The sequence below is a fragment of the Dyadobacter sp. OTU695 genome (genome assembly GCF_038440355.1).
Classification (GTDB): Bacteria; Bacteroidota; Bacteroidia; order Cytophagales; family Spirosomataceae; genus Dyadobacter.
Genome location: NZ_JASATN010000013.1, coordinates 49,827 through 73,343, shown reverse-complemented (window position 1 = coordinate 73,343; position 23,517 = coordinate 49,827). Strand labels below are relative to the sequence as shown.

Here is a 23,517-nt window from a genome sequence, read left to right as displayed (position 1 = left end):
TTTGAGCCAGCCGTGAAGCCATATGCCAGGCCGGCGGCTGCCTAACCATGAAGAAGAAAGCATTGTTTGAAAAACTTCCGGAAAAAGCGCCGTCGGGAAGCCCTTTGGTTTATGTCCTGGCTGCGGTTGCGTTGCTATTGTTTTTCAATTATATCACCGTCGGCGCACACGTATTCGGCGATCCGCTCCTGTTTCTGAAAGCCACGCTGGTGAATGCGGGAATTCTGGGAGCCGGATATTGGGTACAATCGCGGTTGGCAGGGTACATTGCCATACATTACTGCGATTTGCAACAAACGCTCGTACGCGTGGCACTCTCGATTTCTGCCCACGCCGTGGCATCCGGCGGTTTCGTGCTGCTGATCGCCTGGTTGTATACCGACAAAAAGCTCTTCGGCTCCACCCTGACCGTCCACACGCTGGTCGTTTTATATGCGGTAAATCTGACAGCTATCGTGCTGATTACCGGAATGTGGGAAACTTTCAGTGCCCTCGGCCGGTGGCGGCAGCATGAAATCAATACCGAGCGGCTCATGAAGGAAAATGTTAATGGCCAGCTCGAAAGCCTCAAAGCGCAGATCAGCCCGCATTTTCTTTTCAATACATTAAATTCACTTTCCGCGCTGATCGGCGAAGATCAGGAGAAAGCCGAGCAGTTTGTCGACGAGATGGCGCGCGTTTACCGCTATCTTTTGCAGACCAACCATTCGTCCGTCGATCAGGGCGATTCGGGGCAGCTAACATCGTTAAAAAAAGAACTATCGTTTATAGAATCCTACGGGCACCTTTTGAAAACCCGTTACGGAGAAGGCATGAAATTGTACATTCACGTGGAAGAGTGCTTTCTGGACAGACGCATTCCGCCATTGACATTGCAATTACTGGTTGAAAACGCGGTTAAGCACAATGTGATCCGCGCGAGCAGGCCGCTTACTATTTTTATTTTGAGCACGGTGGAAGGCCAACTAATGGTGCGCAACAACCTGCAAAAGAAAAACCTGACCGCCGGCGCGGAAAACATTGAATCTACCCACGTCGGGCTGGCCAATATCATCACCAAATACAAGCTATTAAGCGAATACCGGCCCGGGCTACCCCAGCCCTTGATCGAAAGTAACCACGAGTTTTTTACTGTAACTTTACCACTGATTTCCTGAAAGTATGAATGCGCTAATCGTTGAAGATGAAGATTTGTCGGTCCGCCGCCTGAAAAAAATGATCGGCGAAGTAGCGCCGTCGCTGGTTGTCGCGGGGGTTACCGACAGCATCGAGCAGACCGTGGAATGGGTACACGAGAACCGCGCATCCGGGCAAGCCGACCCGGACCTGATCTTCCTGGATATAGAGCTTTCCGACGGCCAGAGCTTCGAGATTTTCAACCGGATCGAGGTTTCGAGTGCGATTATCTTCACTACTTCTTACGATGAATACGCATTACAGGCATTCAAACACAACAGCATCGATTACCTTCTGAAACCGGTGCATCGCGACGATCTCCAGCGGGCTTTGCAGAAGTTCGACAAAATGAAGGGGCAGCCGGCAGCCGACCATTCGCTGGCAGGCATTCGGAAACTGTTGGAAGATTTTAAAAAAGCGTCGTCGGTAGAGTACCGCCAGCGTTTTCTCGTGAAACAGGGGCAAAAAATGCTTTCGATCGAAGTCGGCGAGATCGCGTACTTCTTTACCGACGACCGTTATAGTTTCTTCATGACCGATTCCAGCCAGAAAATGCTCGTCGACTACACCCTCGACGAACTGGCCGAGTCGCTCGACCCTGCCCGTTTTTTCAGGATTAACCGCGGAATGATGGTTACCCACCGCTCTGTCGACAAGATCGACCCTTATTTCGGAAACCGCCTCGCGCTTACATTGCGCCCCGCACATAACAAGGAAGTGCTTGTAAGCCGGGAAAAAGTAGGTGATTTTAAGACATGGATGGGCAAATAGCGTGAACGAAACCGCTATTTTGAATAATATATCGATCGGTTACAACCTTTAAGCCACAGGTGACATCAGGAAGGAAACCAGTTAATGAAAAATGAAAAAGATCTATCTGTTATTATTGCTGGCAATATACTGCACTGCGTGTTCTGACAAATCCGAGGATCCGATCATCATTATCGACCCGGCAGAAGAACCGCTGATTAAAGCTGCCCACTTTTACTTCATCGACCAGTCGCATTACAGGGTGGAATACAAGTACAATAGCGCCGACTTGCTTGAAAAGGAAATCCACCTTAAAGAAAACGGCGAACCGCTGACGGCAACGACCTACAAATACGACAATTACCGGCTTGTAGAACAGCAAATGGGTGTCGATCCTGAAATCGCCGGATTCAACTATCAATACCGGGGAGATACACTGATTTTTGCAGAATACAGGGATTTTGCGGCGAAACCTCAACATTTCACACGGACCTTTTCATATCCCGGTGATCATGTCGTACGAATAGTGGAAAAAGACATGCTTACAAAAAATGAGCAGCACATCTACCTTTATACAGAAAATGGCAATGTTGTCAGGACAAAAATACTCGACCCGTTTACCGATCGGGTCAAAGAAGAAACCGAATTCGAGTACGACGAACGTCCCAATCCCTACTTCGCATTAACCGGTAAGGCTGGTCTTCCCATGTTTCGTTCACAACGCAATGTGACCGTGATGAGGACGCTCTTTCGGAACGGCGAATCGGTCAATTCCGAAATCCGGTACGCTTACGATTATGAAGGCCCGTGGCCCGTCAGGAAATATCAGCTGTTGGCCAACAACAAGAAACTGCTCGAACAAGAGTACTTTTACCAGTAGCACTCAAACTTTGAGCACCAACCTGTCTTCCAGCACCGCATTCTCACCTGCTTCCACACGTCGCTCGTGCGGGAGCGTGTAGAATTCCACCGTAAGCGTAATGCCGTCCACAGTTCTTTCCAACAGTACTTTCAGAAAGCCATGTTTCGTATCGCAACTGGCTTCAAGATTGACGCCATCGAATTCGGGCAGATCGCTGTTGAAACGGTAATCGCTCGTGTAGGCCACCGGGTGCAGCTCGTCGTACCCGCCGCTACCTGCTACGATAAACGGCAAAATACGACCGTCGTGGCGGTAATGCCGGCTGAAACGTTGGTAATTATGCACGTGCCCGCTGAAAACGATATCGGGATAAATGCCGGTTTCTTCAAAAACGCCTTCCAGCAATTCGATCATCGGCATACTCGAACCGTGGTTGATATCTGCCGAATACGGCGAATGGTGCAGACAAAGGATCACGGCTTTGCCGGGACGTTCGCTGTCGGCCCTTTTGAGCTCGTGAATCAGCCATTGGCGCTGTTCGTCGGTTACTACACCGAATTTCGGCACGTTGCTGTACATCCCGATGATATTCGCGAGTGGCGTAATGAGCGTCCAGTACACGTTGGGTTGCACCATACTTTTGCGCTCCGCATTACCGCTAAACGGCACGGTTCTTCGTCCGGTATCGCAAAATACTGCCGTAAACGCATCCAGGCTATGGTAGTTGACGCGGCTGTCGGGGTTAATGTCGCTGTCGTGATTGCCCGGAATCGCAAAAATGGGGCCGGGATATTTCTGGTAAGGCTCAAAAAACTGCCGCTGGTATTGACTCGCTTCGCCAAAGTTGTACACTACATCCCCGAGGTGAAACAAAAATTGCGGCTCGTAACCGGTTTTCTCGGCTGCTTCAAACTGCTTCACCATCTCGCCCACGACCAATTTCTGAAAATCAGGTGTGCGGATACTGCCCGTATCGCCCACCATATGAAACGCCAGCTTGTTCTGGTCCGGTACCGGATCAATGGATTCGAGGTCTAAATGATAAGGGAATTTTCCGGACGGTTTCGGTGCAGGCTGGTACTTGAAGCTATCGTCGGGAACGTCTCTTTTAAAAACGGGTTTGGAGAATTTCTGCGGGTAACTGGATTTCATTGTAACTGGCTGCTGGTGGTCAGCCTTTTCGGTACTCACTATGTCCATGGCGGGCGCTTTTGTTTAGCACAAGCTAGCAAAAACGCCGCCGGACATTGTAAACTTAGCATTAATTTTGGTTTAAGAATACCACCAGATCAGATTATCCGCCTCAATAAAACCAAAACTTGGAATACCACAATCAGAACTTGATTTGATGATTACTGATCCGCGTTGGGAATTGTGATGTTACCGGGTCGGGGGCGGCGGGGGCGTAAATGGTGCTGCGGCCTTCGATGGTCATCTTGCCGGTGGTTTCCAGGGTCACAAACGCGTAAAGCGGATCCTTGTAATAGTAGGCGCCGTTTTTGGTGTATACGTACGTGGCGCTGTTGACGATAAAGTAATGGACGCCGTTGCGTTGGCCATAACGGTCGTCGTGATCGTGGCCCATGAAAACAGCGGCTACCTTTACCGGACTATTGCTTTTCACAGCCCTGAAATTTACATCGTCGAAAATCTTCAATATTTCGTCGGCATTGCCGAGTTCGTCGTGGAAGTCGCTCAGGTATACGGGCTGGTGCATGAATACGATTACCGGAAATTTGGCCCCGGCAAGATCGCTACGAAGCCAATCGAGCTGCTCCTGGTCGGTAAAGCTGCGTTTCGGGGAGGGAAGCTTCCCCCAGTTGGAGGATTCGTAATGCGTGAGGCGCCCGTCGTCTTCTTTCAGGAAGTTACGGTCCATGACCACGAAATGAAAACCGCCCTGATCGAACGAGTAATAGCGCCTGGGCATTCCCCAAAACTGCATGATGGTTTCCTTGCTGCAATAATCCATATCATGATTACCGAGCACGTGGTATTTCGGCCCCGTAAAACGATTCCATTGCTCCATGATGCCTTCGGAGCGCGTATGTCGGCAAAAGTCACCACATTGAATGATAAAATCCGGCTTTGTCTCTGCCACGTCGTCCATAAACCCGCTCAGCCGCTGCACCTCTTCCCGCCCGAACTGCAAATGGTGCAGGTCGGAGATCATGCCAAAGCGGAGTTTCTGCGCACGACCACCGCTAAAAGCCGGAATCGAATACGAGTTCTGGTAAATACCGACGCTCCCCGCCGCTATGCCCATATTTCTAAGAAAATCTCTCCGCTGCATTATTTAAAAACAGTTTTGACCGGCTCGCCGACAGGATGATTGGCTGTAAATTTGAAACCCATTAATTGAGCGACAGTCTGTGCGAACTGATCCTGATAAACCTGTGACCGGCTTTTCATTTCGCCGCTACCCGGGGTGTCCGGGCCGATGATCGCCATCCAGGTTTCATTGGAGCCGGGTGCTGAGGTACCATGACTGGTCCAGCGGTCACCGGTACCGCGGCCGTGGTCAGGATAGACGATGATGGTCGTTTTGTCTTTGTAAAACGGGTCGGCCTGCATGTAATTCCACAGACTCGCTACCATGGCGTCGACGTAATGTGCACTGTCCAGGAATGAATCGTATTGGCCGTGGTGGCCGAACTCATCCATATCCGCGAAATCGATATGCACCACGCGCGGGTGGTTCGCTTCTATGTACGAGCGGGTGAGCGCGTAGGTATGCGCGTCGAACCTGACCGATTTTCCGAAATACTCGGGCAGGTAGTTTTGCAGCTCGTTGGCCAATTTCTGGGCTTCGGTGAGGTTGTTGCCTTTCACCTTTTCACCGGGAATGTTGACAAGCATGCCATTGCGATCACGGTTGAGAATGCGGGAAAGCGCATCCCAGGAAGCAAATGTGACCACTTTACCCTCCATTCCTTTTTGTTTATGAAAGAATTCCAGCACGTTCTCGTTCGGATTGTTCGGGTAATCGTTGCTGTTGACCTTCTCATCATAATAACCGCAAAGCGTTTCGCTCCGGCCCGGATAGGAGAACCAATATTTGTTACGCACATTCACCAGATTGCCCAAATCACGGTTACCATAAAGCTGGCCTTGTTTCGAAATGGTATTCCAAAAGAAAGGCATCAGCTTGTTGCGCCGTTCGGCGATGGTTTTGCCCCAGTACTTCTCACTCAGCGCTGCCGAATCCTGCTGGCGGTATTTTTTGGTATAAAACAAAACAGAGTCCGCTCCACGAAAGATCTCCTGCCAGCGACAGCCGTCGACGGAAATCATAACAACATTTTTGGTCTTGGTTTGGGCGATGGCCGCTATGCTCAGGGCGGTCAGTAGCCAGGTTAGCAGGGTGGTTTTCATAATGTTAAGGTTAAGAGTCCGGAAAAGTAAAAACTTCCCCCGGACACATGGCCCAGGGGAAAGAAAAGATTTATTTGATCAGCCAAATCAGGCCATTCTGCGTATCGGCGCCGTTAAACTGCGTTTTTAGCGAGGTCTTTACATTCACTTCATTCGTCGTGTATTCGGAAGTCGGATATGCCCAGCGGACCGGGATCTGGTTGTTGTTCGCATTGGATTGCCCGATGTCGAACACGGGAACGCCCGTGCGACGGTAGTTGTAATAGGCCTGCCGTCCCGAATTTTCGAAGAATGCCATATACTTCTGTTCGAGTATTTTCTGCAAACCTTTGTCAGTATTGCCCGGATAGGGATTCGCCGTCAGGAATTTATCGATTTCCGTTTGTGCAATGTTGTAAAACTTCATCGATTCGGTAATGCCTTTGTTATAGTAATCGGCTGCATTGCCCGCGAGCCAACCACGGTTGATAGCCTCAGCGATACTGAAATTTACCTCATGCGCCCCGAGCTGGATTGCAGGTACGCCTGCGGCCGAAGCTTCCCAATAATCGAAATTGATCATCGAGAGCAGTCCTTTCCCGGCTTCTTCGAGCAATGTCGATTGCAGGGCGCCGGTTTTCCCGCCGCCATAGCGCTGGTACGGGTCCTGGTTACCTTTGAGAGCCTCGGCAGGCAATGCCACCACGAGCAGGCGTGGATCGCGGGTGGTCTTAGCGATATCCACAAAAGTGGCTCCCAGGGTATTTCGCTTATCATTTTTCACCACTACCCCATTGCTCGGCCAGAGCGGATAGGTGTTGATCGTGTTGTAAACGACCTGAAAATTATCCGCATTGGTTGTAATGAGCGGGTATTTGACGGGGTCATTCACAATCGCTGCGAACTGCTGCTTTACGGAGAGGTCAGGCGTATCATCGGCACGTTTGCTAAGGCTGATCAGCACGCGCAGACGGTACGAATTGATCAGTTTCTGCCATTTGGTAAGGTCCCCGCCGTACAGATAATCCCCTGAAATCGCCGGTTTCTTCGCGATCAGCGCCGGCATTTCCGCATTGGCTTCTTCCAGCCATTTCAAAACCTGGATATAAATATCCTTCTGACTGTCGTATTTGGGTTTGAAATTCTCGTCGCTCACTCCTTTGATTGCCTCCGACATCGGCACATCGCCAAACATTTCAGTGGCCCGGCTGTAAAAATACGCTTTGAAAAACTTCGCTAGCGTGAGGTAATGCGCGCCCACGTCCCCGGTTTTGGTCGCCTCGATTTCCATACGGCTCACATTCCGGAGCGAGTTGTAGAAAATGTCGTACGAGCCGGTGGTCCAGCCGTAAGCCTGGCCATCGTAGTAGGCTTCATTCTGCGTCATAAACTGGTTATGGCGATGATCGGTACTCCAGGGCGAGTCCCAGGTATTGGTGAGAATGCCTGTAAGGATAAGGTCCGCCGACGGATTGGTAATCGCCCCGGGATCCTTTTGCAGGGTGTCGATATCCTGGCAGCTTCCGAAACCGAGCGCCAGCGCCAACAGCATGTATTTGATTTTTTTCATCGTTAATTCCGGTTAGAAAGTCACATTCAGGTTTGCTCCAAAACTTTTGACAGATGGCGTCTGGAAACTCGTGATATTGCCCGTAAACTGATCAAGATCGATGTTTTTCGTATATTTTCCTGTAAAATACAGCAGGTTACGCCCCACGAGCGAGAGGCTGGCCGCGGATGCGAAGCGGGTTTTTGAAAGCAGTTTCGCGGAAAAATTATACGTCAGAACAACTTCCCGGAGCTTTACATAAGTACGGTTCTTGGCTGCGATGTAATTAGACTGATAGTAATTCGTCGCCCAGGCCTGCCACAGCACGGGCACGTTGTTCGTCGTAAATTCACGGGTATCGGCAATCACGTTCCCGTCCTGATCCGTACTCAACTGGCCTTTCACGATCCGCTTACCGTCGGTCATGACGGAGCCTTTATAATCCGGATTGTCGCGGTTCTGCCAGTCTTTCAAACGGAATTCATTCGCAGATTCCGGCGCCGTTCCGCTACCGAACTGCTTGGTATACATGTAGTTATTAACCTTCCCGCCAAATCGACCATCCACCTGGAAGCTCAGCGTGAACGACTTGTGCGTGAATGTGTTGTTGATTCCCGCCGTGAAATTGTTGTCGTAGTACCCGATTTTCGAGTTGTAAGGATTGTACGCAGGCATACCATTCGAGCCAACGATGATGCCGCCGGTCTCGTCGCGCTGGAAATCCTTGATATAATAGGCATCCGCACGTTCGCCGACGTGGATATTACCATCGCGCTGCTGCACGCCGTCGATCTTGTCGAGCCATTTGTGGTTCGTCGACCAGTTGGCGGAGACATTCCAGGTTAGCTGCTCGTTCTTCACAACTGTTCCATCGATACCCAACTCGATTCCCTTGCGTACGTATGTGAATGCATTGCGCTGCACACCCGACACGCCCGAAGTGACCGATGTCGGCACGCTCACGATGCCCGGCCCTTCGATGTTGCGGAACACCGATGCATCAAAACCCAGCCTATTATGAAAAAAGCGCATTTCAAGCCCGAGTTCCAGCGTTTTCACGCGTGCCGCTTCCAGGTTATCGCTGTAAAGCGTGCCGGTGTAGCTCACGCCGGTGTAGGAGTTGTTCCAGGGTGCCGAGCTCGTGTAGGTCGGGAGGAGTTTATAAATATCGTATTGGGAGTTCTCATCCACGAAATCGCTCGCCACGTTGGCATAGGCACCGCGGAGTTTGGCAAATGAGATCGCTTCGGGCAGGTCGATGACCTCCGAAAGCACAGCGCTCAACGAAGCCGACGGATAAAAATAGGTATTGTTCTTCTTCGGCATCGTACTCGAACGGTCTACGCGGCCTGTAAGGCTCAGGAATAGGAAATCTTTGTAATCCATATCCACAAAACCATAAACACTTCCTACCCAGCGCTTTGCAAAGTCGTTGGCCGAGGTTGCGGGCTGTACCGAATTGGAAAGATCGTAAACACCGGGCACCAGCAGGCCTTTTGTCGTTTTGCCGGTGAGCGACGTCACTTTGACAGAACGGAGGTTACCGTAAAGCGACGCATTCAAACCGAAATCCGGGCCGAAACGATCCTGGTATTTCAACGAAGTTTCTGTATTGTTTTCCCAGAAAGTATCGTAGGTTTCGGAATAGCCGCCTGCCTGGTTCGGGAAGCCGAAGTTGTAAAGGTTCGACGAAATCGGGGCGCGTGTGCTCCGGGTGCGGTTCCAGGTGCTCACATTGGTGCGCGCGTTAAAAGTCAGCTTGTCGTTGATCTTGTAATTCATCTGCGCAAAGCCGTACACGTCATTTTTATAGTAGGTTTTCAATGCCTCATAGGCCGTCAGCCAGGGGTTATCGTAAATGGTATATTCCCGGTTGAACTGCTGCGCATTCTCCTTACCGGGCTGCCAGTAGTTGCGCAGGTCGTTCACGTCGTAATCCACACCGCCCCAAACGGTAAAAATGTAAATGGGGCTTGCAGGGCCGTAATCCAGCGTCGGGTAGTTGGGCGAGTACTGGCGATTATAGTTGATACTCGCGTCAAAACGCACTTTTTTACCTGCATTGATCCCCCCGGAAATATTTACGTTCGTTCCGCCCAGCTTTGTATTGGGCATCTGGCCGCGCTGGAATGTCTGCGAAAGCGAGAGACGAAAATCGCCGAACTCGCTTTTGCTGGAAATCGCCAGGTTATTGGTGCTCAGCAAGCCGTTCCGAAGAAAGTTTTTGAGGTTATTTTTCCCTCTGGCAAGCCAGGGAATGGGCACCAGCTCGCCGGTTTTCGGGTCTTTCGGACTGTTGTACTGGGTGATGAGCTGCCCTTCGAAACGCGGTCCCCAGATGTTGTAATCGTTGTCGTTAATCCCGCCGCCCCGGCCGTCCTTGAATGCATATTCGTAATCGCTGCCCGGGCCGTATTCGGTCTGGTATTTCGGGATGGCGTTAAAACCGGTCTGTAACTGGGTACTGGAATTGAAATCGACCGTAAAGCCCTTTTTCGCCCCGCTGCCTTTTTTGGTAGTGATAATGATTGCCCCGTTCTGGCCGCGGTTACCATATAATGCAGCCGCGCTGGCACCTTTCAATACCGAATAGGTTTCGATATCGTCCGGGCTCAGGTTCCACGAATCGGTATTAACAGGCACACCATCAACCACATACAGCACCCTGTCGCGACCGCGCAACGACACCTGCGGGCTGGAAAGGAGATCCGGACTCTGTGCAATGGTAAGGCCGGCCACCTTACCAGTCAGCGAACTGATCGCATTCGGCTCGCGCGCTTTCACCATGCTGGCGCCCTTCACTTCTGAAACGGAATAGCCAACAGCTTTTTTCTCTTTTTTGATACCTAATGCCGTCACTACCACCTCGTTGAGTTGCCGCTGGTCGGCAGTCATTGCGATGTCGATCACCGTCCTGTTTCCCACGGCCATTTCCTGCGAAAGGAAGCCGAGAAATGAAAAGACCAGGGTATCTTTCTCAGTGTCAACCCTCAGCACATAATTACCGGTTGCATCGGTAACGGTTCCCCGAGAAGTTCCTTTGATGAGGATATTCACTCCCACGAGCCCTTCTTTGCCCGTCCCCTCGGTCACCTTTCCGCTGACGGTCCTTTCATTCACAATCGCATTAATTGTCGAACGCACAAGTTTATACGTAGCTACTTTGGAAAGCTCGCTTCCCGCCATCGGCACAGTCTCGCCTGCTTGCACTGCGCCTGGAAGCGCCATCGAAAGCCCCAGGCAAAGCACGGTCCGGACGGGCCAGTATCCGCCAGGGCACATTCGTTCTAAAAATGTAGTCTTTCTTTTCATAAGTGGTTGAAAATTAGCTGGTAATTCAAAGTCAAAAGGGATTCATCAAAGGCCAGGAGCCTTCTAGCAAGCATCCGCGCAACCGCACGGGCCATGACATAGGACAGCGACGCCAGTCGCCAGACCACCGGATCGTTCAATCACCGGCACGACGGCCGGTTGCTTCGAAAACAAAGAGTTGCGATTATTTCATGTAAGATCAGGCTTGTGAACAAATACTAAACAATCTTGGATTAGCACTACTTCGGAATATTCTACGGCCGGAACCTAAAAGTAAAGTATAATTAAACAATCTAAAAGCATTTCGCAATATTTATGTCAAAATTTGGCGCATTGTGCTCGACCACATTCAAGGAAGTTTACAAATACTCGATATTCTGATCTTGCGAGACAAAGGTATCAGACCTTTTTTATAAACTATTTATCTCAATGTTAATTAATATTTAACTTTTAAAACTTTGAGCCCTCTTCGCCCAATGGTTACAGACTACCCTTCACCTCGCCAGTGGAGTGTTAAGTATTTGAGAACAAATGAAACTTATCATTCCCCTAATAATGACTTAACACCCGGCGGGCATCTTTGCTGCACTTATGAAGATACTCCGCATAGCACTGCTCGCTTTTTCCTCTTGGGTAATCTGGCTACTGGTGTCCCAGTTCTTCTTTTGCCCCCGCTACCAGCTCAATGATCCCATTCCGTTCGAAGGACCTGTCCTGTACAATCCCTACGAGTCGGCGCTTCCGGCGCAATGGGTGAAATGCAACTTTCACGCCCATAGCCGGGCGTGGGAGGGCGTAACGAACGGCCACGGCACCGCATATGACATTCACAGGGCCTATACCGCATTACATTATGGGGTGCATTGCGTATCGAACTACCATCATATAGATACGACGTTTTCTACCTCCGTCAATTATCTCCCGGCGTACGAGCATGGCTATAATATCCTCAAAACGCATCAGCTCGTACTGGGTAGTAACGAAGTCCAGTGGCTGGATTATCTTTTCCCGCAAACCACCCACAATAAACAGCATGTGCTGAGCCATCTGGCCGGCCCCGACCATGTTGTGATCCTGAACCATCCGGCGCTCCGAAACGGCTACACGGCAGAAGATCTCGCCCAACTCACGCATTACGACTGTATGGAGGTATTAAACCCTTCGGTAACATCCACTGCACAATGGGACGCGGCATTGTCGGCAGGCAAGCGGGTATTTATCGTGGGCGACGACGATATCCACGATGTAGTGTCCCAAAAACGGCTCGGTGCACGGTGTACTTTTGTGAATGTCAGGTACAATTCGGCCCGCGAGGTGATCGGTGCGCTTAAAACCGGGCAGAGTTATGGCGTAATTATCGGGAAAAACCAGCGCCATGATTCCATTCCACAGCTGAAAAGCCTCACCGTCAGGAATCACACAATGGTTGCCGTGATGACGCAACGTGCCAGCCACGTGACTATCACAGGCCAGAACGGGAAAGTACTTACTGTGGCCGGCAATACCGACCGCATCAGCCACCGCATTGCTCCCGAAGACCGTTACGCGCGGGCGACGTTCAGGTATGCGAACGGGACGGAGATTTTGCTGAACCCGGTATTTTTTACACCGCGGAACGGTTACCGGGCCGTACCGGTTTACGAGAATTTCAATGAAACGATGTTCTTCCGAAGCATAGGTACCTGTATTCTGGGAGTCTGGCTGCTGCTATTCGTATGGCTCCTGACCGGGCAGCCCCCGCAACATTATGGACGCAGGCTCTCATGGCGCTAGAACAAGATACCGTAAAATATCCCATCGCTGCGCTGGTGGTCGTATTCACGATCATCCGCCTGCTGATCGCCAGCCTTATCAACCTCGGCAACGACGAAGTCTACTATTTCACCTACGCCGTCCTGCCCGACTGGAACCACTTCGACCATCCGCCGCTCGTGGGGATCTTCATTCGCCTATTTACCTTTAATCTCCATAGCAACTCGGAAGTGTTTGTCAGAATGCCCGGCATTGTCGCGGCAGCCGTTAACACCTGGCTGATAGCATATTGCGGCAGCCTGGTCAAGAACCGCAATACCGGCATCATTGCTGCCGTACTTTACAATAGCTCGGTTTACACCAGCATTCTTTCCGGGATTTTCATTCTTCCCGATTCTGTGCAGCTTACCTTCTGGCTGGCCGCATTGTATGCGATGCTGCGCTGTATCAAGGCCACCGGCCTGGCCGGTATTCGTCGCTATTTGTTACTCACGGGACTGCTGATTGGGCTTGCTACGATGAGCAAAGTACACGGCGTGTTTCTTTGGGCTGGATTTCTTGGCTTTATCGCGGTCGATCACCGCGGGCTTTTCAAAAGTCCCTATTTGTATGTATCGCTCGCCATCACGGCTTTGCTGGTCTCCCCCATTCTCTTTTGGAACATCGGCAACGACTTTATTACCTGGCGGTTTCACAGCGAGCGTGTCACCGTAACCGGGGCCGGCATTAACCTCAAATCATTTTTCGGAACAACCATAGGTCAGATCCTGTACGCCAACCCCTTCCAGGTTGCGATTTTTATACTGGCGGGCAGGGAACTTGTACGAAAAAAGGTTTTTGCCGACGCCGCTTCGGTAGCATTGCTGCTCTGGTGCAGCCTGCCCATCATAGGGTGCACGATGCTCGTTTCGCTCTTCCGCGATACGCTGCCCCATTGGAGCGGGCCTGGTTTTATCGGGCTGATGCTCATCGGCGCGGCCTGGGCTGACGGCGTGATTTTGCCAACCATCAGTAATCTGCCGCGAAAACTACTTATCGGTTCAGTTGGACTGATCCTGTTTGTCTTCACCGTTGGCCCCATCCTTATCCGCTGCTATCCAGGCACAATGAGTTCTGCACCTTTCCCACGCACAGGAGCGGGCGACGCCACTTTGGACATCACGGGTTGGGAGCAGTTGTTGCCTGCATTCGAAAAGCTTCGCAACGACGATGTGGCCAACGGCAGAATGCAACGCAATGCCCCTATGGTCGTACATAAATGGTTTCCAGGCTCACATATTTACTACCACGTCGCCTACCCGCTCGGAATGCGCACGGTGGGCGTCGGGAAGTTGGAAGACCTGCATCAATTCGCATGGCTGAACGCGATCTACGGGCAGGTCGCGGCCGGTTCGGACGCCTGGTACATTACCCCGTCCAACAACTTCACCGACCCCGCCGTACAATTCGCCGGTCAGTTCGAACGGTTCGAAAAAGCCGGAACAATCACCCAGCGACGCAATGGACACGCAGCACGCCACTGGTACATATACAGACTAAAAAACGCGCAGCAAAATCTCAACAACCCAATCTCCCACCCTTCCTCCCTCTCCTCCCTTTCCTCCCCTTCCTCCTATTTTCCCAATTAAACCCCACCGGTTACATTTTTTTCAATCCATACAACCATTTTCTGAACTTGCGGCCTCTTTGACACGAATACGTTAAAAATCACTGCATGACTTCGGAAGCCGATTTAATCACTGGTTGCCTTTTAAATGACCGCATTGCCCAGCGCCAGCTGTACGACCGCTATAAGAAAGCGATGTACACGCTAGCCTACCGCATTACCGGTGATTTCGACGATGCCAACGACGTTTTGCAGGACGCGTTTCTGGAGGTATTCAAGCACCTGAACCAGTTCCGCGGGGAGTCGACGCTCGGTGCGTGGGTGAAACAGATCGTCGTGCGGAAATCGACAAAGAAGAAACGGCTCGTGATCTGGCAGAATGTAGACGATTATGCGGGAGAAGGAATTGACTGGGGCGAGTCGGAAATCAATGCGGCGCATCTTGAAACGGCGGTTTTATCACTTCCCGATGGTTTCCGGACCATTTTCGTGCTTGCCGAAGTAGAAGGTTACACGCATCGCGAAATAGCCGTGATCCTCAACATTTCGGAAGGCACTTCAAAGTCGCAATTATTTCATGCCAAAAGAAAGCTCCGCGCGATGCTTTCGGCCAATTCACAATGACTGTAATGGAAAAAAACCATATAACCCTTCAAAATGCTGTACGGCGCTTCCCTCTCTACGAGCCGGGAGACGAGGTGTGGGGCGCCATAAATGATCATGTTCTGGCCCAACCGCTCCGGCAGGCACTTTCGGAAATGCCTTCCTATGAGCCTGATGACAAGCTTTGGGACCTGATCGACCGGAAAAGCGTGCAGCGGCAACGGTGGAAATGGGGTTTTGCAGCGGCAATGATCCTGATGGCTGCCGGAATAGCCTGGCTAATGCGGCCGGCGGGTCTGCCACCCGTTGCCTATACGCAGGAGCCGGTAGACGGGCGGCTGCAAATGGAGGCCGATGTAAAGACCGACCAGCAGTACCAGCTATTGAAAACCTATTGTGAAACAGAAACCGTGGTGTGCAACAGCAGTGAATACCAATCGCTGCGGCAGGAATACGAGCGGCTCAGTTCGGCTTCGGAGCTGCTGGTTCAGGCGATCGGCCACTACAATACGGAACCGGAGCTGCTGAGGCAGTATAATGAAATAGAAAGACAAAAGACGGACATTCTGAATGCAATGGCCAAGATGATTTAAGCACCTAATAATGAAAATACTTTTTAGTATCATCCGAAAACCTCTCCTGGTCGCGCTCCTTGCGTGGGGGAACCTGCCCGCCTATGCGCAGGGAAAATTGCAGGTAGCGACCAAAAGGATCGAAAAGACCGTCAGCGCACCGGCCGTGCGGACGCTGTACATCAGCGCGGAAAAAGCGGATATCGAAATCGTGACCTGGGACAACTCCGACATCACCGTCATTATGGAACTTTCGGCCCGTCATCCCGACCGTGCTACGGCTACGCAGGACCTTTCCAAATTGCAGTACATTGCCGACCGTAACGGCAAGGACTATTTTCTGCGCAATTATATTGTATTAAAAGAAGGGGAAAGCAAGCCTGTTTCGAACCTGAAAGCGCGGTATACGATCCATTTGCCTGCCTCCTGTGCCGTAGATCTCAAAAATTCGTTCGGCACCATTACCTTGCGCGGATTGACCAACCAGCTGAACCTCAAAGCGGATTTCTGTACAACAAATCTGACCGGGTTGAGCGGCAAGGGCGCGCTTCAAACCACATTCGGAGAACTTTCGGGCAATGAGCTCGCGGGAACATTCACCTTTTCGAGCGACCATACCAAGGTCCGCCTGGAACAGATCGCCGGGGCCGTACGCATCGATGCAGCCTATGGCAATGTAGAAATATACCCTACCGTAGGGCTTACAAGCCTCGGGATCCATTCGAAAAAGGCCGAAGTATTGCTACTGACGAAAAACTGGCAGCATTTCGACTATACGATCAACGGCGCTTACGCCACCATGAAACTACCGAACGGTTTCAAATGGAAACGCAACACCGCCGATTTCAAAGAAGCATTTTTTTCCCGCAACCAGCTCGCCAGTGTTGACATCAACGCCGAGTTCGGAAGGGTTACGATTAAATAAAAACGGGTGCTTTAACTATTAGTCATGAAAGTAAAATAACCCTCCTCTTCATTTCACCCCAAAAACTTAACCAACAGACACCTATTTGAGAGCACATTTACACCAAACCATTCCATTCCAATTGTAAATCAATGCAAAAAGGTGTACTGATTCTCCTGTTGCTTTTTACCATTCCATCGGCAAAAGCACAAGATACCGTGAGCATATCCTATTCCGAAGAAAGCGACACACTTGCCAAACAGCGGTTTCTGGACCGATATGAAAATGTATTCATGACCAAAGTTCCTACGCGACATATGTTCAAGGTGGGCCTGTCGCAGTATTACCAGGCAAAACTATTTGCATTGTCAGACGATCGCACGATCAACAGCACGTCGCTACACCTGGGGTATGAATTCAAGTTTCTGCCGGCATTTTCGATTGCCCTTTCAGGTCACATTCCTTATTATGATCCCCAGACACCGTTCCGGGAGTCATTTCAAAACACAGTCCTGGACGCTCAGTTACGGTGGTTTATGAACATGGGGAGACGGATCAGGAAGGGCAAAAGCGCCAACAATTTCAGTGGCAATTATCTGGCGATCTTTTATAATATGCCAAGCACCATGGACGATGATCCACGGATAGGTCTGAAATTAGGCTTCCAGCGGAGGTTCCTGAATTTCGGCTTCATGGATTTTGCCATCGCCCTGCAACAGGGAACGCCATTTTTTCACTATGGCATCGTGGATAACTGGGACCTTTCCACCCAGGCGAGCGTCGGTTTGGCATTCGGAGACTGGAAAAAGGCTGACATTGGACCGCTGTGCGACGTCTTTCTGTGCGATGAACACCTGTCAGGCCAATGGAAAATCCGGCTGCCCGAGTTGACACTGGGAAGATACATGGTCAGAATCCGAACTGCTTTTGCTTACGAAAAGAAGATTGGCACGTCGCCGTTCAGTATCAATTTTCAAGTAAATGCCGACCACAGCGACGGATTTAACGACATCAGAAGTCCTGAGTACATTCCGGGATTCCGTTATATGAGGTCGCGATCGAAGGAAAAATCAGCCAGCTTCTCCATCCAGCCGCGGTGCTATTTCCTAAGCAAAATACAGAAACTGAGAGGAAAAGGCGGCCATGGCTTCTCGGGACCTTACACCGGTATCAACACGGCGTTTGTTTATTACAAAGGCGCCCATCACCTGTATCGATACAACTCCACCTACCTCAACATAAGAACCAACAGTATACATGCGGGCCCGCTGCTGGGCTACCAATTGAGGGTCTTTCGACACGGTTATGTCGATTGCAACACCTCTTACAATTTTAAGGACTATCTCAACGGCAGCGAAACCGATTTTGGGTTCACGACTAATATCACAGTAGGGCTAGCATTCTGATTTCCACCGCTACCGGAAATAACATTATATCCTATGACACGCACTTCAAAAAAGTGGGCTGGCATCGCTTTGTCCATTACCATCATCATGCTATTTCTCTGTCAGCGTAGCGGAGACGATGCGCGAATGCGGACGGTGTGGCAACTAAAATACGATCGCACCAGAAAGCAAATCAGCTGGCAATTAATGCACCTGCGGCACGGGTACGGCACACAGCAAATGCATATTTCAAAGAACACCGCACTGGAAATCCGAAGATTTTGGGACGACCGTGACGTCCTGTTTCATGTTTTGCAGCATCGGGAAAGTCCATTTCCAGCCGATAGCCTCATCAAACTCGAACAACTCATCGACCGCCGTGCCCCATTAACTACCCTGCTCCGGGAAATCGAACGAATTGAAAAAATCAATGAAACCGACTAGCCATCAAAGCCATGAAAAATCAGAAGAACGTTCTCAAACTACTACGCAATGTCGAACAATTCCTGACTTCACTGACCTTTCCGACTTTACTAATTCTCCTGATTTCCGCAACACTCCTGATAGGTTGCGATCAGTTCGAATTCAGCCCCAACCAATCGTTCGATCATTCCAGCCCTTCCAATCTGAATGCACAAAACCTCGCCCGGCTCCGGCAAAATGCGGAAGATGATACCGTTACCATTGTTTTCGCGGGTGACACGCAGCGATGGTACGACGAGCAGGAGCGATTTGTAAAAAAGGTCAACAGCCTGGAAAATGTGGACCTCGTACTGCTGGCCGGCGACATTTCTGACTTCGGCATATTGCAGGAATTCAAATGGGTACAAAAACGGCTTTCCGCCTTACACGTCCCGTATTTTGGCATCATCGGCAACCATGACATGGTGGCGAACGGCAGGCAGATCTTTCAGCAAATGTTCGGGCCTCTGAACTATTCGTTTGTATATGGGGGAATCAAATTCATCGCCCACAATACCAACGGGTTGGAAGCTCCCGGAGAGAATATTCCCGACTTGAGGTGGCTCTCGCAAGAATTGCAAAATACCGAGGGTGCCGATTACATCCTTACCGTTTCACACGTGCCGCCTTTCAATGCTTCGGAATTTGGCACCGAATCGGTGAAACCCTATACCGAGCTGCTGCAAAGCACGCCGAACCTGCTGCTTTCCCTGCATGGTCACGTTCATCAACACGAGGATTTCTTTCCATTTGGCGACAAGGTGCACTACATGACCAGTTTTTCTTTCGAACAGAGTGCATTTGTCCTGCTTCAAATTTCCAAAGGCAAGATCCTGAAATCTATCATCCACTACTGACATGAAAAACACGTTCGCTCTGGCGGCGCTCCTTGCAACGGGAGCAGCCAGTACCTCCCATGCCCAGCTCGCCCGAAAACTGGCCCCCGATTTTGCACAAATTCAATATGCAGGCAGTAACGGCTGGGTGGGTGTAGGCGCCGGGCATGAATTCTTTAACCGGCATTTACGCACCAACCTGCAGTACGGATATGTGCCACCGGCGAAGGGTGGGCCTTTGCATTTATTCTCCGGTAGTATATTTTATCAGCCGGTACGCATCAAGGTGGGCAATCATTTGCAGGTCAATCCCCTGGATATCGGATTCAAAGGCAGTTATCAATTCGGCAATGACTACTTTTTCAGGCTTCCCTCCCGCTACCCGCCCAATTACTACTGGTGGAAACCCGCATTCCGCCTGCATTTGGCAACCGAATCGTCCTTAACTTATAAATTAGCCTCCAATACCGGTGTCCGAACGCTAAGCATCTACCTCGAATTCAATACCAACGACCTTTATATGGTCAGCTACGTATTGAACGCTGGTTCACTGCGGATCGGGGAAGTGGTAAAGGCGGGAGTTGGCGTGCGATTGGGGTTTTAAGCCGGGTAGAATAGATTGGCTGCTCTGTTATTAACCTCCAAAACTTTCTTCACGGGTTCTGTTACTTTTTTCCAAAACGGCGTATAATGAGTGAATGCAGACTTGTTTGTCATTCGAAAACCCAATAAGTTTGTTCACTATTAGTAAACTCGCATGTTTAACATTATCACACGCAGGACTTTACTTAAATATTGTAATCTGTATCCGCCAGCAGCCAATGCATTGAAAGAATGGTACAAAGAACTCGTAACACCAGATTTAAAAAATTTCAATGAGCTGAAAGCGCTTTACCCGAATGCCAGTATCATTGGTGATAACCGGATCATCTTCAACATACTTGGAAGTCACTACCGGCTGATTGTTAGAATCATGTTTGATTATAAGACAATTCAGATTAAATGGTTTGGAACGCATTCTGACTATGACCGGGTTGATGCCAAGACGATTAACCACAAATAAGAAGTTATTTTCCGATGGAATTAAAACCGATCAAAAACGAAGATCAATACGATCAATTCCTGGAATGGATTGATACTCAATTCGATGCTGCACCAGTGCCTGATAGCCCCGAAGGCAATAAACTCCAAATAGCTTTACTTTTGGTAAAGGCTTATGAGGACGAGCATTATCCCATTCCTTCACCGGATCCAATCGATGCTATTAAACTCAAAATGGATGAAAAAGGCCTGAAAAATAAAGATCTGGTAGAATGGGTCGGGAGCAAAAGCTATGTCTCTGCCTTGCTAAACAGAAAAAAGCCGCTTACGCTAAATTTAGCAAAGCTTTTTCACGAAAAACTCGGCATTCCAGCGCAGGTTCTACTGGGCTAAAACTCCCTTGCCAGCCAAGCCAGCCCCGTCCCTTTCCCGCAATAATCCTTTAAGCTGACCAAAAACATGGCCCATTCGCTACACCACTGGTAACACTCCGTCAGCTCGCTCACCTCGCAAATACGCTGCCGTCAGCGATTCCTTAGATTGTAGTAAATCCGCGGGCGTACCTTCAAACAACACCTGACCGCCCTTGTGCCCGCCTTCAGGGCCGAGGTCAATGATCCAGTCGGCGTGTTTCATTACTTCGGTATTGTGCTCGATGACGATCACGGAATTACCCTGGTCGACAAGATGGTCGATGATTTCGAGCAAGTGACCGGTGTCCGACATATGCAGGCCGGTCGTAGGCTCATCCATGACATAAATCGTGCCGTTTTTGTGGAGCTCGCCGGCGAGTTTGATGCGTTGGCATTCCCCTCCGGATAATGTGCTGAGCGGCTGACCGAGCGTGAGGTAGTTGAGGCCCACCTGGTTCATGGCGGTCAGTTTATGGGTAATGTCTTTGGTTTTAAAGAATGCCAGTGCTTCCTCGACGGGCATATCAAGCACGTCGGTAATTGATTTGCCATTGACCTTGTATTCCAAAACCTCAGGTTTGAAACGCTTGCCTTCGCAGGTTTCGCAAACTGTCTTCACAGGTTCGAGAAATGCCAGGTCCGTGAATATGAAACCAAGCCCCTGACATTCAGGACAAGCGCCATCAGAATTGAAACTAAACAGCGACGGGCTCACTTTATTGGTTTTGCCAAACAGCTTGCGGATATCGTCCATAATGCCGGTGTAAGTAGCCGGATTGGAACGAATGGATACGCCAACCGCCGATTGGTCGATCACGACCGCTTCGGGATGCTGGGAAAGAAAAACGCCGTTGATCAGCGAGCTCTTCCCCGAGCCCGCAACACCCGTCACTACCGTAAAAACGCCCGTAGGAATGTCCACGGATACATTTTTTAAGTTATGACGTTTTGCATTCTTTATTTTTAATGCGCCTGTCGGCTGGCGGAAGCCAGATTTAACCTTTAAATCCCGGTTGAGAAATTTGCCTGTAAGCGTCTGGGCTTGCAAAAGGCCTTTATAATCCCCGGAATAAACGATCTCGCCACCTGCACTTCCGGCTTTGGGACCTACATCAACAATGTAATCTGCCACCCGGATCACATCGGGATCATGCTCTACGACGAGAATGGTGTTTCCCTTGTCACGTAATTTTTGTAGCAATTCATTCAGTCTGTGCACATCGCGTGGGTGCAGGCCAATGCTCGGTTCGTCGAAAATGTAGGTAATATCGATGAGACTGCTGTTCAAATGCTTCACCATCTTGATCCGCTGCGATTCGCCGCCGGATAATGTGCCGGTTTCCCGGTCGAGGCTCAGGTAACCCAGGCCAATGTCTACCAAGTGTTCGAGGCGCTCGGTCAGGGTATCGATCATCGGTTTCGATACAGGGTCGTGAATTTCACGGATAATCTTGACCAGTTCCGCCACCTCCATGGCTGACATTTCGGCGATATTCCTTCCTCCGATCCGGCATGCAAGCGCCTTCTCGTTCAGGCGCGCACCCTTACACGCGGGGCAGTCGCCCATTTTCAGGAACCGCTCAACTTTTTTAACAGTTTTTTCGGAGATTTCACTGCTATCTTTCTGAATATAAAGCCGGTTGAACTTATCGACCAGACCTTCATATTTTGTATCGAATACCATTCCATTGTAATTGGATTCATAGGTACCCTTTCCGTACAGCAGCGTATGCATTTCCTCGTCGGAATAATCTTCCAGCTTTTTGTCATTGTCGAGCATGCCGGAAAAGGTGTAAGCTTTCCAGTACCACGTTCCGACGGCGTATAACGGGAAAAGAATGGCCCCTTCGTTAAGCGATTTTGTAGGATCGAGAAACTTTTCAAGATCGATTTCAACCTTTTTACCCAAACCATTGCACTCCGGGCACATGCCGGCTGGGTCGTTGAAGGAGAATGCATTGGAAAAACCGGCATGGGGCTGGCCCAAACGCGAAAACAATAGGCGCAACACCGCTGAAATATCGGTAATCGTGCCCATCGTAGAGCGTGAATTGCCTCCGAGCCGCTTCTGGTCGATGACAATGGAAGTCGAGAGGTTCTCAATCGCGTCCGCCTCGGGCTGACTGATGCGCGGCAGTCTGTTACGAATGAACATACTGAAAGTTTCATTCAGCTGACGCTGCGCTTCTGCACCGATCGTGTCAAAAACAATCGAAGATTTCCCCGACCCCGAAACGCCCGTGAAGATGGTAATTTTGCGTTTGGGAATGTCGAGTGAAACATTTTTAAGATTATTTTCCCTCGCGCCGCGAATGCGGATGTACTCCTGCTGGCTCATGGCTAAATGATTGAATGACTGAATGATTGAATGATTGAATGAATGAATGGTTGTATTGGTGCTATTGATCGGTGAACGATTCAATATCTATCGAATATTCTTTCAATCAAAATTCAGCGATCAAACTATTCGATCATTCAAAAATCATTCAGTCATTCAAAAATCATACAGTCATTCAGTCATTCAAAATTCATTCACTCACTGCGGCTGAAAAAATCCACTGGACTGCGTATCGGTCTGTGAGTGTGGCCCATTGGCCTTTGAGGACATTGGGTGAGAGCGGTGCGGTCACTTCGCCTTCTTTTGCGAGTTTGCGGAATACCGATTGCAGCTGCCTGGGTGCTGTAATGCTGATCCACAGCGAAATGCTGTTGCCGGAAGCCACCCCTTCCTCACCTCCCAAATCGGATGCATAGAGCCGGATGTGTTCCGACACCAGGCTTGCATGCAACACCAGCTGCCTGATCTCCTGAGGAAACTGCTTACCGCCGGGCGTGTCGCCCAGGTAGGTAAAGTGCAGTTTCCCCCCGAAACACGACTGATAAAAACGCATCGCCTCTTTGCAATTGCCGTTGAATGTAAGGAAGGGGTAAATCGCCATT

Annotated in this window: 21 protein-coding genes; 14 read left to right on the top strand and 7 right to left on the bottom strand. The window is 50.1% G+C overall.

All coding sequences use genetic code 11. The features are described from left to right. Positions 1 to 47: 47 nt before the first annotated feature. The 3 genes from AAHB90_RS22100 (at position 48) to AAHB90_RS22090 (ending at position 2,806) form a co-directional block, all read left to right on the top strand. Positions 48 to 1,157 carry a sensor histidine kinase gene (locus AAHB90_RS22100; protein ID WP_342087402.1) on the top strand — a complete coding sequence of 370 codons (1,110 nt, stop codon included), beginning with the start codon at positions 48 to 50 and terminating at the stop codon, positions 1,155 to 1,157. A 4-nt stretch (positions 1,158 to 1,161) separates the two neighbouring features. After that, a complete protein-coding gene (locus AAHB90_RS22095; protein WP_342087401.1) occupies positions 1,162 to 1,947 on the top strand; it encodes a LytR/AlgR family response regulator transcription factor in 786 nt (261 codons plus the stop codon). A 91-nt stretch (positions 1,948 to 2,038) separates the two neighbouring features. Continuing rightward, on the top strand, positions 2,039 to 2,806 hold the full coding sequence (locus tag AAHB90_RS22090; protein WP_342087400.1) for a hypothetical protein: 768 nt from the start codon (positions 2,039 to 2,041) through the stop codon (positions 2,804 to 2,806). A 3-nt stretch (positions 2,807 to 2,809) separates the two neighbouring features. Here the strand turns inward: AAHB90_RS22090 and AAHB90_RS22085 are convergent, their stop codons facing one another. The 5 genes from AAHB90_RS22085 to AAHB90_RS22065 form a co-directional block, all read right to left on the bottom strand. Further along, positions 2,810 to 3,988 carry a metallophosphoesterase family protein gene (locus AAHB90_RS22085; protein WP_342087399.1) on the bottom strand — a complete coding sequence of 393 codons (1,179 nt, stop codon included), beginning with the start codon at positions 3,986 to 3,988 and terminating at the stop codon, positions 2,810 to 2,812. A 133-nt stretch (positions 3,989 to 4,121) separates the two neighbouring features. Continuing rightward, the gene (locus AAHB90_RS22080; RefSeq protein WP_342087398.1) at positions 4,122 to 5,081 is read right to left on the bottom strand and encodes a metallophosphoesterase family protein; all 960 of its coding nucleotides are present in this window, start codon (positions 5,079 to 5,081) and stop codon (positions 4,122 to 4,124) included. Then, entirely contained in the window at positions 5,081 to 6,163 is a 1,083-nt protein-coding gene (locus tag AAHB90_RS22075; protein WP_342087397.1) for an alkaline phosphatase family protein, read from the bottom strand. Before AAHB90_RS22075 ends, AAHB90_RS22080 begins: the two co-directional genes overlap by 1 nt. A gap of 70 nt (positions 6,164 to 6,233) precedes the next feature. After that, on the bottom strand, positions 6,234 to 7,712 hold the full coding sequence (locus AAHB90_RS22070) for a SusD/RagB family nutrient-binding outer membrane lipoprotein (RefSeq protein WP_342087396.1): 1,479 nt from the start codon (positions 7,710 to 7,712) through the stop codon (positions 6,234 to 6,236). A 12-nt stretch (positions 7,713 to 7,724) separates the two neighbouring features. After that, positions 7,725 to 11,003: a SusC/RagA family TonB-linked outer membrane protein gene (locus AAHB90_RS22065; RefSeq protein WP_342087395.1), complete on the bottom strand. Its 3,279-nt coding sequence runs from the start codon at positions 11,001 to 11,003 to the stop codon at positions 7,725 to 7,727. Positions 11,004 to 11,594: 591 nt separating this feature from the next. On the opposite strand from AAHB90_RS22065, the gene AAHB90_RS22060 reads away from it, so the two are divergent. The 11 genes from AAHB90_RS22060 (at position 11,595) to AAHB90_RS22010 (ending at position 20,557) form a co-directional block, all read left to right on the top strand. Continuing rightward, on the top strand, positions 11,595 to 12,776 hold the full coding sequence (locus tag AAHB90_RS22060) for a hypothetical protein (protein ID WP_342087394.1): 1,182 nt from the start codon (positions 11,595 to 11,597) through the stop codon (positions 12,774 to 12,776). Further along, positions 12,767 to 14,383, top strand: coding sequence for an ArnT family glycosyltransferase (locus AAHB90_RS22055; RefSeq protein ID WP_342087392.1), 1,617 nt, complete (start codon positions 12,767 to 12,769; stop codon positions 14,381 to 14,383). Before AAHB90_RS22060 ends, AAHB90_RS22055 begins: the two co-directional genes overlap by 10 nt. An 86-nt stretch (positions 14,384 to 14,469) precedes the next feature. Continuing rightward, positions 14,470 to 14,985, top strand: a complete 516-nt coding sequence (locus tag AAHB90_RS22050) for an RNA polymerase sigma factor (RefSeq protein WP_342087391.1) — start codon at positions 14,470 to 14,472, stop codon at positions 14,983 to 14,985. 5 nt (positions 14,986 to 14,990) lie between these two features. Then, a complete protein-coding gene (locus AAHB90_RS22045) occupies positions 14,991 to 15,557 on the top strand; it encodes a hypothetical protein (protein ID WP_342087390.1) in 567 nt (188 codons plus the stop codon). A gap of 10 nt (positions 15,558 to 15,567) precedes the next feature. Beyond that, complete coding sequence (locus AAHB90_RS22040) at positions 15,568 to 16,461, top strand: hypothetical protein (protein ID WP_342087388.1); 894 nt, start codon at positions 15,568 to 15,570, stop codon at positions 16,459 to 16,461. Between the two features lie 131 nt (positions 16,462 to 16,592). Further along, positions 16,593 to 17,846: a hypothetical protein gene (locus AAHB90_RS22035; protein ID WP_342087387.1), complete on the top strand. Its 1,254-nt coding sequence runs from the start codon at positions 16,593 to 16,595 to the stop codon at positions 17,844 to 17,846. Between the two features lie 33 nt (positions 17,847 to 17,879). Continuing rightward, positions 17,880 to 18,269 (top strand): hypothetical protein, encoded by a 390-nt coding sequence (locus tag AAHB90_RS22030; RefSeq protein ID WP_342087386.1) that lies wholly within the window; start codon positions 17,880 to 17,882, stop codon positions 18,267 to 18,269. Positions 18,270 to 18,280: 11 nt separating this feature from the next. After that, positions 18,281 to 19,144, top strand: coding sequence for a metallophosphoesterase family protein (locus AAHB90_RS22025; protein WP_342087385.1), 864 nt, complete (start codon positions 18,281 to 18,283; stop codon positions 19,142 to 19,144). A gap of 1 nt (position 19,145) precedes the next feature. Then, positions 19,146 to 19,727, top strand: coding sequence for a hypothetical protein (locus AAHB90_RS22020; RefSeq protein WP_342087384.1), 582 nt, complete (start codon positions 19,146 to 19,148; stop codon positions 19,725 to 19,727). A 153-nt stretch (positions 19,728 to 19,880) separates the two neighbouring features. After that, on the top strand, positions 19,881 to 20,186 hold the full coding sequence (locus AAHB90_RS22015) for a type II toxin-antitoxin system HigB family toxin (RefSeq protein ID WP_342087382.1): 306 nt from the start codon (positions 19,881 to 19,883) through the stop codon (positions 20,184 to 20,186). Between the two features lie 14 nt (positions 20,187 to 20,200). Further along, positions 20,201 to 20,557: a helix-turn-helix domain-containing protein gene (locus tag AAHB90_RS22010; RefSeq protein ID WP_342087381.1), complete on the top strand. Its 357-nt coding sequence runs from the start codon at positions 20,201 to 20,203 to the stop codon at positions 20,555 to 20,557. Between the two features lie 78 nt (positions 20,558 to 20,635). Here AAHB90_RS22010 and AAHB90_RS22005 read toward each other — a convergent pair whose 3' ends face one another. Together AAHB90_RS22005 and AAHB90_RS22000 are read right to left on the bottom strand one after the other, a co-directional pair. Further along, complete coding sequence (locus AAHB90_RS22005; protein WP_342087379.1) at positions 20,636 to 22,915, bottom strand: excinuclease ABC subunit UvrA; 2,280 nt, start codon at positions 22,913 to 22,915, stop codon at positions 20,636 to 20,638. 190 nt (positions 22,916 to 23,105) lie between these two features. Further along, the gene (locus AAHB90_RS22000) at positions 23,106 to 23,516 is read right to left on the bottom strand and encodes a VOC family protein (protein WP_342087378.1); all 411 of its coding nucleotides are present in this window, start codon (positions 23,514 to 23,516) and stop codon (positions 23,106 to 23,108) included. Position 23,517 lies beyond the last annotated feature (1 nt).

Coding starts and splice junctions, on each gene's coding strand:
- AAHB90_RS22060 (WP_342087394.1), top strand. CDS start 11,595: ATGAAGATACTCCGCATAGCACTGCTCGCTTTTTCCTCTTGGGTAATC.
- AAHB90_RS22085 (WP_342087399.1), bottom strand. CDS start 3,988: ATGGACATAGTGAGTACCGAAAAGGCTGACCACCAGCAGCCAGTTACA.
- AAHB90_RS22095 (WP_342087401.1), top strand. CDS start 1,162: ATGAATGCGCTAATCGTTGAAGATGAAGATTTGTCGGTCCGCCGCCTG.
- AAHB90_RS22000 (WP_342087378.1), bottom strand. CDS start 23,516: ATGGCGATTTACCCCTTCCTTACATTCAACGGCAATTGCAAAGAGGCG.
- AAHB90_RS22050 (WP_342087391.1), top strand. CDS start 14,470: ATGACTTCGGAAGCCGATTTAATCACTGGTTGCCTTTTAAATGACCGC.
- AAHB90_RS22005 (WP_342087379.1), bottom strand. CDS start 22,915: ATGAGCCAGCAGGAGTACATCCGCATTCGCGGCGCGAGGGAAAATAAT.
- AAHB90_RS22055 (WP_342087392.1), top strand. CDS start 12,767: ATGGCGCTAGAACAAGATACCGTAAAATATCCCATCGCTGCGCTGGTG.
- AAHB90_RS22010 (WP_342087381.1), top strand. CDS start 20,201: ATGGAATTAAAACCGATCAAAAACGAAGATCAATACGATCAATTCCTG.
- AAHB90_RS22030 (WP_342087386.1), top strand. CDS start 17,880: ATGACACGCACTTCAAAAAAGTGGGCTGGCATCGCTTTGTCCATTACC.
- AAHB90_RS22065 (WP_342087395.1), bottom strand. CDS start 11,003: ATGAAAAGAAAGACTACATTTTTAGAACGAATGTGCCCTGGCGGATAC.
- AAHB90_RS22040 (WP_342087388.1), top strand. CDS start 15,568: ATGAAAATACTTTTTAGTATCATCCGAAAACCTCTCCTGGTCGCGCTC.
- AAHB90_RS22090 (WP_342087400.1), top strand. CDS start 2,039: ATGAAAAAGATCTATCTGTTATTATTGCTGGCAATATACTGCACTGCG.
- AAHB90_RS22045 (WP_342087390.1), top strand. CDS start 14,991: ATGGAAAAAAACCATATAACCCTTCAAAATGCTGTACGGCGCTTCCCT.
- AAHB90_RS22035 (WP_342087387.1), top strand. CDS start 16,593: ATGCAAAAAGGTGTACTGATTCTCCTGTTGCTTTTTACCATTCCATCG.
- AAHB90_RS22015 (WP_342087382.1), top strand. CDS start 19,881: ATGTTTAACATTATCACACGCAGGACTTTACTTAAATATTGTAATCTG.
- AAHB90_RS22020 (WP_342087384.1), top strand. CDS start 19,146: ATGAAAAACACGTTCGCTCTGGCGGCGCTCCTTGCAACGGGAGCAGCC.
- AAHB90_RS22080 (WP_342087398.1), bottom strand. CDS start 5,081: ATGCAGCGGAGAGATTTTCTTAGAAATATGGGCATAGCGGCGGGGAGC.
- AAHB90_RS22070 (WP_342087396.1), bottom strand. CDS start 7,712: ATGAAAAAAATCAAATACATGCTGTTGGCGCTGGCGCTCGGTTTCGGA.
- AAHB90_RS22100 (WP_342087402.1), top strand. CDS start 48: ATGAAGAAGAAAGCATTGTTTGAAAAACTTCCGGAAAAAGCGCCGTCG.
- AAHB90_RS22075 (WP_342087397.1), bottom strand. CDS start 6,163: ATGAAAACCACCCTGCTAACCTGGCTACTGACCGCCCTGAGCATAGCG.
- AAHB90_RS22025 (WP_342087385.1), top strand. CDS start 18,281: ATGAAAAATCAGAAGAACGTTCTCAAACTACTACGCAATGTCGAACAA.